We start from the raw sequence: 14,485 nt of genomic DNA on the forward strand, positions 1-14,485 counted from the left end.
CTTAAATTGTCGCCGTGGCGAAGCGCTCGATACCTTCAAGCCATTCACACTAATGGTAGCTGCCGTCCGCTTGTTAGATTTTGCAAAGCTCAGAATCGAAGTTCCGCTTCGGGCTGCCATCGGTCACAGATGAGAAGAACTACGGACTGACACCTTTAGAATTGATATTTCGAAGTGAACCTTAGTTAGCAACGCGAAATGCGTTAATCATTCACCTTAATTCTAGGTTTCGCCAGCCAATAAGACATTTTGCTCGGCTGTGTGTTTCAACGCAAGTTTGGGAACTTGCAGGCTTAGCAAAATGCCCAGGCACAAGTTTTGGTCAAAAAAATCTATTCTTCTGTTAATTTTGGTTCAGAGGAATTGGTTTAGCTAAAAGGATCACATCGACTGATGAAGCGGAAAATTGCTGCGATCCTAAGCCTCGATGTCGTCGATTATACCAAGCGCATGTCAGAGGATGCTGAGACCACGCTGAACACTCTACAACGCATTTTGGACGATGTGATCAGACCGTTGGTCCATGAAAACAAAGGACGAATATTCAAGCTGATGGGAGATGGTGCTTTGGTTGAGTTTGTTGCAGCCGCAGACGCAATTGATGCTGCCAGCCAGATTTTCAGTCAGATCAGGGAAGAAGAAGTGACACTTCGAGGAGGTCTCCACGTTGGCGACGTAATGCCAAATGGCACAGACTTGTTCGGAGAGGCCGTGAATGTTGCGTCTCGCCTTCAGTCCAGTGCGCATATTGGAAGTTGTCTCGTCAGCAAGACAGCTGCTGAAGTTGCGGGAACTTCGCTGGCGGTTGCCTTACGACCAGAAAGCTCAATACGCCTAAAAGGAATTCCAAATCCGGTGGAAGCCTACTCTATTGATTTGGATGGTGACAAAAGGCGCGCAAAGAACAAGCTTCTGGCTAACTCCCAAGACGTCCGCTTTGCAAAATCAAAAGACGGTACAACGCTTGCCTGGACTTCGACTGGAAGCGGCAGAAAGCTACTGGTCACGCCAAACTGGCTTAGGCATCTGGAATACGATTGGACGATGAACACCATCGCCGGATGGTTGCCGCTGCTTTCTGAAGATCACTGCCTTTATCGGTTTGATGGTAGAAACAATGGCTTGTCCCAGAGGGGCGTACGGGATGTGTCTTTGAATCGGATCGTCGAAGATGTTGAGGCCGTATTGGACGCAGCCGGGATCGAAAAAGTGCCATTGTTTGGAATTTCTTTTGGGGCAACCATTGCCGCGGCTTTTGCCGCACATAATCCTGACCGTGTTTCGGGGTTGGTTCTACTCGGCGGATTCGCACAAGGACTCGCGGTGCGTTCACAGCCCGGAATTGCCGCGCTTGGGCAAGCAATGATGGATATGAGTCTCGAAGGCTGGAACGATGAATATCCTTCTGCAAGAGACTTGATGGCCCAGTCATTTGCTCCAACCGCAAGTCCGCATGACCAGCGCACTTATGCAGAGTTTATGAAAGTGGCAATGGACCATCAGGATTGGCTTAAGATTGGACCGCTGGTCGCCGAAGTCGACGTAACCGATCTGCTTCCGCGGATCACTTGTCCAGCTTTAATCATGCATGCTAATCGAGACAGGATGCACAGTGTTGAACAAGGTAGGATATTCGCCTCCGGCATCGAGAAGGCGCGCTTCATTGGCCTTGAGACGGCAAACAACACAATGCCAGAGTATGATCCTGCCTGGCCCAAAGCCCTAGTGGAAATAGAGCGTTTTTTGAATTCAATTTGAGCAGTGTACGTTGTTTTTTGCCAAACCTTTATTGTTCGAAGGTAAGAGGATGCCGTGCGCCTTTCGATTTTCGATACTGGAATTTGAAAACTCTAGGCTTCTCGTCATCGACCACTTTGTCCTGATCTCGGAAATTGCAAAGTCTTGTTACGAATGTCCGGTTTGGGCTGCGACCCGCCGATGATGCGCATTGAAGAGAAGAGCGGGAGTAGCTTAGAACAACGTGTTTGTTGTTTCACTGGAGAGTGCGCAGTGAAGTAACCGTAGACGTTCAAGTGAGATTCAGGACTGACTCAATGTCAAAGCGGATCGGTCTACGCGCCAGTTTCAAGCCTTCCGGCCTCATTCGTCTTGCAGCACCGAGCCCGCCTAGGCGCGGAGAAGTATAGACAATACTCGGCGGTGAATACGATCTAGATCGTAATCGGTTAGTTCTAAACCCTCAGTCATCCGCGCTTTGAATGACTGAAAGTCTCCGCGAGTGATCTCGCCACGGTTTTCGTCGTCTCCGGCAAGTTGCTGCGCGAGTTTTTCCTTTCGGAAGTCCAGCAGAAAACGGGAAAATCGAGCGTTCAATTCGGAGTATTGAGGGGAATCCTCGATAGGCGATTTGTTTTTCATAAATTCGGTATCCGATAGCCATGGAACTGCCCGAGCGGTTTTGCCGGGCAAGTACAACATTCTGGTCAGCTTTTGCGTGTGACGCGTATGAGACGATTTGGTTCCATGGCCACAGTCTTGAGATTTTCTGGTCCTGGTCAATAGCGCGATTGCTATCGATGGTCGCCCAAAGCAGAACAATCTCAAAACTCTAAAGGAATCTTTTTTATTTTATTTCAGTACTTTAAGAATCTGTGGGCATTTAAGACCGTTCAAATGGGCGCAAAAATCAGCACTATGGGCTATTTATGCTCACCCACACATCAAAGCACCCACCCCCAGCGTCAACCACATTTCGAATGCCCGCAGCTGCGGCAGGTCATGCAGCCCTCAATCATCACCATGTCATACTGGCCGCAGGACGGGCAGGCCCTGCCGCGGGGGGCGTCCATGTTGACCACCTGCGCCTGCGGGTCGGATTTCAGCCCCATCCCTTCGCCTTCGAGGAACCCGATCGCGATCATGTGCTGCTCGATCACGCCGCCGATTGCCGCCAGGATCGAGGGGATATACTTGCCCTGCACCCAAGCCCCACCGCGCGGGTCGAAGACGGCCTTCAGTTCCTCGACCACGAAAGACACGTCACCACCGCGCCGGAACACGGCCGAGATCATCCTGGTCAGGGCCAGCGTCCAGGCGTAATGCTCCATGTTCTTCGAGTTGATGAAAACCTCGAACGGACGGCGGCGGCCACCGATGACGATGTCGTTGATGGTCAAATAGATCGCGTGCTCGCTGTCGGGCCATTTCAGCTTGTAGGTCGAACCCTCAAGCGATTGCGGCCGATCCAGCGGTTCGGACATGTAGATGACATCGCCGCCATCCACCTCGTGCGGGGCATCCGCGCTTTCACCCGGCACCTTGTCGTCGCTTTCCGAGACGGTCAGAACCGAGCCGGTCACGTCGTTCGGGCGATAGGTGGTGCAGCCCTTGCAGCCCTGATCCCAGGCCTGCATATACACGTCCTTGAAGGCGTCGAACGAGATGTCCTCGGGGCAGTTGATCGTCTTCGAGATCGAGCTGTCGATCCATTTCTGTGCCGCGGCCTGCATCTTGACGTGCTCGGCCGGGGTCAAGGTCTGGGCGTTCACGAAAAAGTCGGGCAGCTCGACATCGCCGAACTTGTCGCGCCACATCTGAACGGCATAGTCCACCACCTCTTCCTCGGTCCGCGAGCCATCCTTCTGCAAAACCTTGCGGGTGTAGGCATAGGCAAAAACAGGCTCGATCCCCGACGACACGTTCCCCGCGTACAGAGAGATCGTCCCAGTGGGCGCGATCGAGGTCAGCAGCGCGTTGCGGATACCGTGTGCACGGATAGCTTCGCGGACATCGTCATCCATCTGCTGCATCGTGCCGCTGGCCAGGTATTTCTCGGCATCGAACAGGGGGAACGCCCCTTTTTCCTTGGCCAAGTCGACCGACGCCAGATACGCGGCGCGGGCGATCGCGTGCAACCAGCGCTCGGTCTGACGCGCCGCCTCGTCGGACCCATAACGCAGGCCCAGCATCAACAGCGCATCCGCCAGTCCGGTCACGCCCAGCCCGATGCGGCGTTTGTCCTGCGCTTCAGCCTCTTGTTCGGCCAGTGGGAATTTTGACACATCAACGACATTGTCCATCATCCGGACAGCCGTGGCGACAAGTTCTTGCAGGGCCTTTTCATTCAAACGGGCTTTTGCCTCAAACGGTTCAACCACCAAACGCGCCAGATTGATCGAACCCAACAGGCAGGCGCCATAGGGCGGCAATGGCTGTTCGCCGCACGGGTTCGTGGCCGCGATGGTTTCAACATAGCTCAGGTTGTTGGCCTGGTTGATCCGGTCGATGAAGATCACGCCCGGTTCGGCATAGTCATAGGTGGCCTGCATGATCTTGTTCCACAGATCACGCGCCTGAACCGTGTGATAGACCTTGCCGTCAAAGATCAGATCCCATGAGGCATCGGCCTTGACCGCTTCCATGAACGGATCGGTCACCAGAACCGACATGTTGAACATGCGCAGGCGGGCCGGGTCGGATTTGGCGGTGATGAACTGTTCTATGTCCGGGTGGTCACAGCGCATGGTCGCCATCATAGCGCCCCGGCGCGAGCCCGCCGACATGATCGTGCGGCACATGGCGTCCCAGACGTCCATAAAGCTCAACGGCCCCGACGCATCCGCCGCGACGCCTTTCACGTCAGCGCCACGCGGGCGGATGGTCGAGAAATCATAGCCGATCCCCCCGCCCTGCTGCATGGTCAGCGCGGCCTCTTTCAGCATGTCGAAAATGCCGCCCATGCTGTCGGGCACCGTACCCATGACAAAACAGTTGAACAGGGTCACCTGACGCGCGGTGCCGGCACCTGCTGTGATCCGCCCGGCAGGCAGGTATTTGAAATCTTCCAGCGCCTCATAGAATTTCTCTTCCCAGTGCCCCGGGTCGTTTTCCACCCGCGCCAGATCACGGGCGATGCGCCGCCAACTGTCTTCAACCGTTTGATCGATGGGGGTGCCATCCGCCTGTTTAAAGCGGTACTTCATATCCCAGATCTGCTCGGCGATGGGGGCGGCAAAGCGGCTCATTGGTGATTCCCTGTGCTGAAAGAGGTATCCAGACTACCTCAAATCACATGCGCACCACAACACCTTGATGACATCTGGAACCAAGCTACAATATAAAGATGAACCTAGGGACGACTCTGTGGGAAAGCTGTGGATAATTACGTAAACCTCATAAAACTTTCGGTCGGGTCGGAAAGCGTCGACACGCTGATGGCCTGGCAGGACAGCTATCGCCAGCGGTTCGCAGATGGTCTGCCACGCCACGTCACCCGCATGTGGCCCAAGCGCGAAGCCGAAATTCTGAACGGCGGATCGATCTATTGGGTCATCAAGGGCGTAATCCAGTGTCGCCAACGGATCCTGCGGCTGGATGAAGTGATCGGAGACGATGGTATCCGCCGCTGTGCCATTGTGCTGGACCCCAAGCTGCACCGCACACAGAACGCCCTGAAACGCCCGTTTCAGGGATGGCGTTATCTCAAGCCTGAAGATACCCCTGCCGATTTGCCGAAAAACCGCGAGCAGGACGATGCCCTACCCGATGATCTGAACCGCGCCCTGGCGGAAATCGGGGTTCTATAAAGGCCGGCACCAGACCATCCGCAATGTGATGCTTTGAGGATGCCAACAAAATCGCATAGAATGTTTACTTGATTTTATTAAGTTAACGAGGGCAATCTATGATGATTGGACAATTTCGAACAATCGTATTGGCGGCTGTATTTGTAGCAGGTGGAACAAGCGTTCTCGCCGCCCCAAAGGATGGAACCTATAGCCTGACCGTGCCGTCCAAAAATCCGTTCCCGGTGTCGGTTACAATTACCGGCGGCAACATTGCAGGCATCACATCCTCAACGCTGCACAATATCAACGGCGCCAGCGTTTCGGGGAACAGCAAAAAGCAATCCATCAGTTTCAACTTCGACAGCGCGAACTGCGGAGGCGGCAACACCGGCACCATGACATTCGACCTGAGAAAGAATGTCGTGTTCAAAAAATGGAAAGGGACGTGCAGGTCAAAACGTTTTGACATCAGCAAATCAGTGCCCGCTGCCCCTGATTAAGTTTTGCTCACCCGGTCCATTACTTCCGCAAGCACCCGCTTGTCATCAGGCAAATAACTGGCCACCCGACTACGCCACAGCGTGGCCTGCGATTGCAGGATCAGACCGTCCGAGAGGATCTTCAGGTGGTTCGCGCGCAGGGTCTCTCCGGTCGAGGTGATGTCGGCAATTGCTTCAGCGGTTTCATTCATCACCGTGCCTTCAGTCGCGCCCTGACTGTCGACCAGCGTGTAATCGGCCACGCCCGCTTCTGTCAGGAATTCCCGAACCAGACGGTGGTACTTGGTGGCAATCCGCAGCCGGTGGCCATGGGTTTTTCGAAACGCGGCTGCTGCCGCGTCCAGATCATCAAGCGTATCGACATCGACCCAACATGCCGGGATTGCGATGATCAGATCAGCCTTGCCGAATCCAAGCTGCGAAACCTCTTCAACCTGCTGTTCCCAGCGCGGCAGTTTCTCGTGCACCAGATCGATCCCGGTGACACCCAGATGAATCCGCCCCGCCGCCAGTTCACGCGGGATTTCTCCCGCCGACAGCAGGATCAGAGAGACCCCGTCGATCCCTTCGACCTTGCCCGCATATTCCCGGTCCGACCCGCTGCGTGACAAGGTGATGCCGCGTTTTTCGAACCACGAGAAGGTCTTTTCCATCAACCGGCCCTTCGAGGGCACACCCAGTTTCAGGCTCATACAGCACCCTCCTCGATCTCCAGCATCAGGTCGGGGCGCAACACGCCGCCGACAGCCGGGATTTCGTCTCCACGGCCCAATTGCCGTGTCAGCGCGTCATAGCGCCCGCCCGTGGCGATCGGAGGCAAATCAGGCCGACCTTCCGCGTAAAACCCAAAAACGAAACCATCGTAATATTCCATTGATGTCCGACCATAGGCGGCCTCGAAATCCAACCGCTCGACATCGACTCCACGTGCTTGCAGTGCAGCCACACGCGCCTCCAGCCGGTCCAGGGCGGGCGTGACCTGCGGCAGATCCACCGCCACGTCGCGCAGCTGTTCCAGCGCAAATGGCATGGTCTCGCGCACATTCAGCAACGTTTCCAGCCCGGCCAGCTCATTGTCGGAAATCGGCGGCGTATCACGGTCTTCGCGCAGGGCTTCAATGCGCGCTGCGATTTCGGCCTTGCGGCGCTTGCCGATCATAGGGGCATCAAAGGCCATCGGATCGGCAGCGTCCAGCAGCGCGGTTCGCCCTTCCGAGGGCGCCTTGCGACCTGCAAACCGATCCAGCAAGATACGGAATCGGCGCGGTCTCCACAGGTGCCGCATAAGAGCGGCCTTGCGGCGCTCGGTCGTACGCAACCCTTCGACCGCGGCGGTGAGGATACCGATATCCCCGGTTGCCGCACGCAAGGGCAGCCCGCGCAGTTGCAGCGCCATCAGCGAAAACACTTCGGCATCGGCACCAGCGGGATCTTCGCGGTCAAACACCTCATACCCCACCTGAATATACTCGTTCGAGCGGTCCGGGTCGTGTTCCTGACGGCGGAACACCTCACCGGAATAGGTATAGCGTGCAGGCTCGGCCCCGTCTCGCATGTGCATCTGAACAACAGGCAGGGTGAAGTCCGGGCGCAGCATCTGCTCGCCCCGCAGCGCGTCCGAGGTGACGTAGGCACGGGCGCGGATATCCTCGCCATAAAGGTCCAGCAACATTTCAGCGGGTTGCAACAGAGGCGTATCCACCACCTGCGCGCCCGCAGCCTCGAACCGAACACGCATCATCGCGGCACGGGCCTGTATTTGGGAACGGTTGGGCATGGGTCAGTCCTGACTGTCCAGAATTTCACGCACTTTCGCGACCAGATCAGCGCGCGATACTTCGAACTGGCTGGGGCGTTCTTTCCATTCCTCCAGCGTGGCGCTTTCGGCGATTTTGGTTCCAAGGATCAGGTCCTTGATCTGCACGATGCCTTTTGCCTTTTCGTCCCCGCCTTCGATCACCGCAACCGGAGAGTTGCGCTTGTCCGCGTATTTCAACTGATTGCCGAAATTCTTGGGATTGCCCAGATAGACCTCGGCCCGGATGCCCGCGTTGCGCAGCTCGGCCACCATCGCCTGATAATCGGCCATCCTGTCGCGATCCATGACGGTGACGACCACAGGGCCTTTGGCCTGGGCGCTGATCCGACCCTTTTCGCGCAGGGCCGCCAGCAGGCGGTCAACACCGATGGAAACGCCGGTCGCGGGCACTTCCTGTCCGGTGAAACGCTTCACCAGATCGTCATAGCGCCCGCCGCCCGATACGGACCCGAACTGCCGCTTGCGGCCTTTCTCGTCAAAGATCTCAAAGGTCAGTTCGGCCTCATAGACCGGCCCGGTATAATAACCCAGACCGCGCACGACCGAGGGATCGATCTGGATGCGATCAGCGCCATAGCCGCCCGCGGCCAGCAACTCGCCGATCTGTTCCAATTCCGAAATGCCTTCGGCGCCGATTTTGCTGTCACCCACGGCCGCTCGCAGGTTGGCCAGCGTTCCAGCGGCATCATCGGCTTTGGAGGTCAGGAAGGCGATCACCGGCTCGGCCTGATCGTCGGACAGGCCCACACCGTCGATGAACGCGCCCGAGGCATCCAGCCGGCCCTTGGTCAGCAACTCGCGCACGCCCTGCCCGCCAACTTTGTCGAATTTGTCGATGGTGCGCAGAACGTCGTCCCGCGCTGCCGCGTCTTCACCCAAACCCATCGCTTCGAGCACGCCGTTCAAAACCTTGCGGTTGTTGACCCGGACCAGATAATCGCCGCGTGGAATGCCCACGGTTTCCAGCGTATCCGACAGCATGGCGCAGATTTCGGCGTCCGCAGCCATGCTGGCCGTCCCCACCGTATCCGCATCACACTGATAGAATTGGCGATACCGCCCTGGCCCCGGCTTTTCGTTGCGCCAGACCGGACCCATCGCATAGCGGCGATAGGGCGTGGGCAAATCGTTGCGGTGCTGGGCATAGACCCGGGCCAAAGGTGCTGTCAGATCATAGCGCAGCGCCATCCAATCGCCGTTGCCGCCCTCGTCAAACTCCTGCCACGCAAAGACGCCCTCGTTCGGGCGGTCCACGTCGGGCAGGAACTTGCCCAGCGCCTCGACGGTCTCGACCGCACTGCTTTCAAGTGCGTCGAACCCGTAACGATGATACACGCCCGCAATCGTCCGCAGCATCTCGGTGCGCTGCGTGACTTCCTCGCCGAAATAGTCACGGAACCCTTTCGGCGTGACGGCCTTGGGGCGGGGCTGTTTCTTGGGCTTGGCCATGTGGGGCGTCCTTGGGAGTGTCCTTGTTCCGCGCGCGGTCTATCCCATGGTCCGCATCGGGGCAAGGCGCGCTTTCTCTGGCCTTGGGCCGACTGTGTCGCTATGACCAGCGCAAGACAGGAGTTCCCCATGCAGCATCTGGAAGAAGAGATCGCCCATCTGACCCATACCGTGGACGAGCTGAACACGGTCGTCACCAGACAACAGTCGGAAATCGACCGGCTGACCCAACGGGTTGAAATGCTGTTGCAGCGCGAAGCAGAACGGGCGCAGGAAGGATCAGGCGGCGTTGTCTTTGGTGACGAACGCCCGCCGCATTATTGAGTGGCCGGGAGGCCGTTTCTTCCGTTTTGTACAGGCGCTTGGGGCGTGGTAGTCCGTTTTGTACGAAACGTCTCAGGGCCGAACCGTCACACTCGGACAGAAACCGCGTTGGGTAACGGCGCCGGGTATGGGTCAGTTGTCAGTAGTGCGGACAAACCCGCCGCCCGGCCCAATGGCGTCAATTGGCGCTTCCGGCGCTTAATTGCTATTTCCATGGACATCCATGAACGGCAGCTTTCTGCATTAAAACCTTCCGAACAGTCTGCTTGGGACAACCAAATAGACCCTGCGGTTCACGTGAAGACCGAACTTATGCTGCTCCAACCGTGCCAAAGCACAGATGCAGAAACAGCCGCGGTTATCATTGCGGGGATTCCGTCTTTCCAGGAGTCAAATATCAGGTGACAGAAGATGGCTCCGACGGATGTTGCCAAAAGTGCTGCTGCTCCGAGCGGACCCAGCCAGGACTGTTGGAACCAGATTGTGACGGCTCCGAACAATTCAATGAGACCCACCAAGAACATGGCCTGCCGATTGAGGCCATAGCTTTCGAACATTGCGAGCTGTGTTTCGAAGATCTTCCTTTGCCAACCCGCAAGTTTGATTGAGCTCGCGAGCAGGAAGAACGCTGACAGGAGCGCAATGACTATCGTTAAGGTCATTCTTCTGGTTCCGTGTAAGAGCGCTTGAAAGCCTGTGGGGACTGACCAGTCCACCTCCGGAACGCCCGTGAGAATGCAGTCGGGTCGGAAAACCCGAGTTGCTGAGCGGTGTCAGTGACCGAGCAGGATTTCACACCCAACAGTTCAATCGCTTTCTCTCGTTTCATGCGTGCAATGACCTTGGATGTTGTCTCGCCACGTTCCGACAGACGCGCATTCAGGGTATTTGGATGCAAACCGACCGTGCGCGCGGCCTCTACCGCTGTAAACGCCGGATCAGCCAGTCGAGACCGGACGATGTCTTCGAACCCGGCCAAAAAATCGAGCGGGGCCGCAAGTTCCATGACTGATGGGTGATACTCGGGGTTGTTCTCCATCATGTCCTCTGAGAGGCGATGGTTCAGCCAGATGGATGGGAAGCGTATCGAAAACCCTCGATCGTCGCAGGGAATGCCAGTGACCCCGTAAAACTGTTTGGGCAAAACGTTAGGGTTGGCCAGTTGCAGTACGATCTCACGCGGATCCCAACGGAAATCGATCACTCGGTGCAGCAAAGAAATCCAGATCCCGATCATGAAGCCATCGGCTTGGGCAGGTGACACTGACGAGCGAAAATGCCGTCGGGCCGCAAAGTAGGCATATTCGTCTTCTACGACTAAGGACTGAGTGACTGCATTTGACTCCTTCGAAACAATCTGGGTGAAACGTGTGAACAAGTCACCCAGCGTATAGGCCTTTGCAAGCTCCTGCCCTTTTGGAAGGAAGCGCTTGAGATCAACAGACTGGCCAACCCGAGTGCAAAAATCTGCTCCTTCGGCTTCAGATGCGGCATTGAAGGCTGCATATACGGTTTCATGTGACAGAAATTGCTCAGGTGCGATCATAGTTGCCGCGTCAAAACTCAGATGTGCGAAGACATCATCAGCATCCTGCCCCCGCGCGCGTAACGCCGCGACGACCGGCGCCAGTACTGTTGCCCGCACCAATGGCAGATCAGAGTCTTTTGGTGTTTTGCGATTCCCGAACATATTTGCTCCCTCTACTGGGACTCGTGCCTGCGCCACGGCGTGCTTTCCAGAAAAAAGTTCAATAACCTGACCAAATTCTAACCGAAAAATCTCTAACCTTAGGATACGGTCAAGCATTTTCCAAATGAAGGTGTCATATTCATAAAATGAAATGAACTAGTCGACATCGATCACGCAGCTAGGGATTTGACATGGCAAGATATTGCAAAAGAGTTTTCGCTGCCTTGACATTTGTAACGCTGACGCTGTCCACCTCGACTGCATTTGCTCAGCAGGAAGCGCCATCAGTCACCTTGTTCAAAAACGTGAAAGTTTTTGATGGGAACACCGATGGTCTTCTGGACCTGGATGTTCTTGTTGTCGGCAACAAGATCCACAAGGTCGCCGAAGACATTCCAGAGACCGGTACATGGGAAGTGCAAGCTGGTCCGAGTGGGCCATTGTATTCAGAAATTCATAGCGGCAGCAGTGGCTACACTTTCATCATCGAGGGCGAAGAAGGGACGCAGACAGTCGAACTGTCGCCCAATGTCATTGACGGCGGGGGACGCACCTTGATGCCGGGCATGATTGATAGCCATACGCATTTTAACCTTTCTATGGACGGCGGGCGTCCGGGCATGGAAATGGCCAGGTGGGACTATATGGCGGGACATGCCTCGTCTGCCGCATTGGAGTGGTTCTACGATGGCTTCACGACAGTGCGTGATATGGGGGGCATGGCCGACGGATTGCGACGTGTCATCGACAACGGCCTAATGGAAGGACCTCGCATCTACAGCGCTGCCGGGATGATCAGCCAAAGCGCTGGTCACGGTGATCTCTTGTTTGAAAGCCAGACAAGTCCCCAACAGAGTAGCACCTGGCGCAATGGCATATACCACATTGCAAACAGCCCTGATGAAGTTCGAGCAGCCGTTCGCAGGAACTTTAATGCGGGCGCCACCCATATGAAAATCATGATGGCCGGTGGTGTTGCCAGCAACAAAGGTCCCTTTGAGGCCTCTCAATACACCGACGCTGAAATTATCGCCGCAGTAGAAGAAGCTGCAACGCGTGGAACCTATGTTGCAGCGCACCTTTATCTTGATGAAGCCATTCGCCGTGCGCTCGATTTGGGTGTCATGTCGATTGAACATGGACAGTTCCTACAGGAAGACACGGCCATGTTGATGAAGGAAAAAGGTGCCTTCATTTCTCCTTACATTGCAGCCGTCATGAGCGAAGACATCCTGACCCATCCGGTCTATGGCAATCCTTCAACATTTGAGTACGCCAGAACACTTATGATGAAAGAGGGAACAAAAAACTTCGCTGAAGTCATCAAAAAGGTGAAGCCGAACATTGTGTTCTCAATCGACATCGTGAGTACCAATGGCATGGCCGCAAGACACCACCGGGACCATGAGAAATGGATATTCGCAGATACATTTGGCAACTATGAAACACTGAAAGCAATGACGTCCACTGGCGGCAAGCTTGCCGCCTTGACCGGTGGCAGTAACCCTTACCCCGCACCTCTTGGTGTCATCGAGGAAGGCGCATACGCCGACATTCTGCTTGTCGATGGAAATCCGCTTGAGGACATCACTGTTCTGGGCGGAAACCCTTCATGGTTTAACGCAGAACCGCGTCCGCGTGGCATCAAGACCATCAACCTCATCATGAAGGATGGCGTGATCTACAAGAACACTCTGCAATAATCCCTCGGGAGGCGGGGCTTCGGCCCTGCCTTCCATTGTTAAGAGAAAGAGTTGTGATGAAGATCAAAACAATGACTTCCCTGAGAGCAGTACTGGCCTTGTCGCTGACCTGCTCTGCCGCTCTTGCGCAGGACGACGCGCCGCCACGGACCCTGTTCACCAATGTTCATGTCTTTGACGGCATGAACGAGGCGCGGATCGAGAATGCCAGCGTTCTGGTCGAGGCCAACCTTATCAAGCAGGTCTCGGCAGAGACCATCGACGCGCCGGATGCTACGGTTATTGACGGTGGCGGGCGCACACTGATGCCAGGTATGTTGGATATGCACGTTCATATCTCGACCTTCGGGCCCGTGCAAACGCAATCGCGCGACGGGCTGCATCCTTACGCTCATGGTGCGTTGGCCGCAGATCGTGCCGAAGGGATGCTGATGAACGGATTTACCACAGTACGGGATCTGGGTGGTCCGTCAAATTTCATGCGTCTAATCATCGACGAGGGCGTCATGGTGGGGCCTCGCATCTATCCCACAGAAAACTGGATCACCACAACATCCGGTCATGGCGATTTCCGTGAATTGAATGACTCCCACCCGAATATCGCCGGCGGGCGGCAACATTTCTACGAAGATTATGTTACGATTATCGCTGACGGGCGGGCGGAAACCCTGCGCGCGGCGCGTGAAGCATTCCGTCGCGGAGCGGTACAGCTCAAACTGTTCACCGGAGGCGGTGTAACAAGTTTGTTTGATCCACTTCATTCAGGTCCTCTTGATGAAGAGGTCCAAGCAGTCGTTGAGGTGGCAGAGCGCTGGGATACCTATGTCGCGTCTCATGCACACACCGCTGCTGCGCTTCAACAGGCTATCGACAATGGCGTGATGTCGATTGAGCACGCACCCTATCTGACCGATGAGCAGGCCAAAACGATGATTGAAAATGGCATGTTTCTGTCCACTGCGTTTTCGCCAGTGTTTTCAATCTCAGTAGAACAGGCTGAAAAGGCTTATCCACCAGAAAGCTTTGCAAAGTGGAGCGTTATTCGGGACGCATCGTCAAACTTGCTGGAAGTGATGAAAAACAACCCTGATCTGAAAGTGGTTCTTGCATCAGATCATATTCCCCAGTGGAATACTGGTCGCGAATATGATGATCGCGCGCTAGATGAGTTCGAGTTTTTCTCAGAAGCTATTGGCAACTTCCGGACACTAAAGTCGTTTACCTCGACAGCCGGAGAACTGAATGCTCTGACCGGCCAGATGAATCCATACCCAGAAGGCCCGTTGGGCGTCATTCAAGAAGGCGCCTATGCAGACCTATTGCTGGTCGATGGCAATCCTCTGGAAAACATCGAGATCATGAAGGATCCGGACACAAATCTAAAAATCATCATGAAGGACGGCGTGATCTACAAGAACACGCTGAACTGAGCGATGGGCGGGATGGTTCACCTCGTCCATCCCGCCCGTTTG

Annotated in this window: 12 protein-coding genes; 6 read left to right on the forward strand and 6 right to left on the reverse strand. The window is 55.6% G+C overall.

What is annotated here, in order from left to right:
* The first annotated feature begins 393 nt into the window (after positions 1–393).
* Complete coding sequence (locus ACR0FB_RS05170; RefSeq protein WP_480620370.1) at positions 394–1,758, forward strand: alpha/beta fold hydrolase; 1,365 nt, start codon at positions 394–396, stop codon at positions 1,756–1,758.
* A gap of 944 nt (positions 1,759–2,702) precedes the next feature.
* Here ACR0FB_RS05170 and ACR0FB_RS05175 read toward each other — a convergent pair.
* Positions 2,703–4,985: an adenosylcobalamin-dependent ribonucleoside-diphosphate reductase gene (locus ACR0FB_RS05175; protein ID WP_210093024.1), complete on the reverse strand. Its 2,283-nt coding sequence runs from the start codon at positions 4,983–4,985 to the stop codon at positions 2,703–2,705.
* A gap of 129 nt (positions 4,986–5,114) precedes the next feature.
* Between ACR0FB_RS05175 and ACR0FB_RS05180 the strand changes: the two genes are divergently transcribed.
* Positions 5,115–5,546 (forward strand): DUF1489 family protein, encoded by a 432-nt coding sequence (locus ACR0FB_RS05180; RefSeq protein WP_171119093.1) that lies wholly within the window; start codon positions 5,115–5,117, stop codon positions 5,544–5,546.
* A 98-nt stretch (positions 5,547–5,644) separates the two neighbouring features.
* Positions 5,645–6,028: a hypothetical protein gene (locus ACR0FB_RS05185; RefSeq protein ID WP_171723863.1), complete on the forward strand. Its 384-nt coding sequence runs from the start codon at positions 5,645–5,647 to the stop codon at positions 6,026–6,028.
* Here the strand turns inward: ACR0FB_RS05185 and hisG are convergent.
* Genes hisG through hisS form a run of 3 tightly spaced genes read right to left on the reverse strand, consistent with a single transcriptional unit; the run spans position 6,025 to position 9,296 of the window.
* Positions 6,025–6,720: an ATP phosphoribosyltransferase gene (gene hisG, locus ACR0FB_RS05190; RefSeq protein ID WP_171172729.1), complete on the reverse strand. Its 696-nt coding sequence runs from the start codon at positions 6,718–6,720 to the stop codon at positions 6,025–6,027. The two genes, ACR0FB_RS05185 and hisG, sit on opposite strands and share 4 nt — an antisense overlap.
* Positions 6,717–7,805, reverse strand: coding sequence for an ATP phosphoribosyltransferase regulatory subunit (locus ACR0FB_RS05195; protein ID WP_210093026.1), 1,089 nt, complete (start codon positions 7,803–7,805; stop codon positions 6,717–6,719). Before ACR0FB_RS05195 ends, hisG begins: the two co-directional genes overlap by 4 nt.
* A 3-nt stretch (positions 7,806–7,808) precedes the next feature.
* On the reverse strand, positions 7,809–9,296 hold the full coding sequence (gene hisS / locus ACR0FB_RS05200) for a histidine--tRNA ligase (protein WP_171723864.1): 1,488 nt from the start codon (positions 9,294–9,296) through the stop codon (positions 7,809–7,811).
* Positions 9,297–9,425: 129 nt separating this feature from the next.
* Here hisS and ACR0FB_RS05205 point away from each other — a divergent pair, with 129 nt between their 5' ends.
* Entirely contained in the window at positions 9,426–9,620 is a 195-nt protein-coding gene (locus tag ACR0FB_RS05205) for a SlyX family protein (protein WP_171723865.1), read from the forward strand.
* Positions 9,621–9,913: 293 nt separating this feature from the next.
* Here ACR0FB_RS05205 and ACR0FB_RS05210 read toward each other — a convergent pair whose 3' ends face one another.
* Complete coding sequence (locus tag ACR0FB_RS05210; RefSeq protein ID WP_171637055.1) at positions 9,914–10,282, reverse strand: DoxX family protein; 369 nt, start codon at positions 10,280–10,282, stop codon at positions 9,914–9,916.
* Positions 10,279–11,310 carry a helix-turn-helix domain-containing protein gene (locus ACR0FB_RS05215; RefSeq protein WP_171637056.1) on the reverse strand — a complete coding sequence of 344 codons (1,032 nt, stop codon included), beginning with the start codon at positions 11,308–11,310 and terminating at the stop codon, positions 10,279–10,281. Before ACR0FB_RS05215 ends, ACR0FB_RS05210 begins: the two co-directional genes overlap by 4 nt.
* A gap of 191 nt (positions 11,311–11,501) precedes the next feature.
* Between ACR0FB_RS05215 and ACR0FB_RS05220 the strand changes: the two genes are divergently transcribed.
* Positions 11,502–13,013, forward strand: coding sequence for a metal-dependent hydrolase family protein (locus ACR0FB_RS05220; RefSeq protein ID WP_171723868.1), 1,512 nt, complete (start codon positions 11,502–11,504; stop codon positions 13,011–13,013).
* 71 nt (positions 13,014–13,084) lie between these two features.
* Positions 13,085–14,443, forward strand: a complete 1,359-nt coding sequence (locus ACR0FB_RS05225) for a metal-dependent hydrolase family protein (RefSeq protein ID WP_480620373.1) — start codon at positions 13,085–13,087, stop codon at positions 14,441–14,443.
* The last annotated feature ends 42 nt before the right edge of the window (positions 14,444–14,485 follow it).

Source organism: Ruegeria sp. P10, assembly GCF_056534925.1.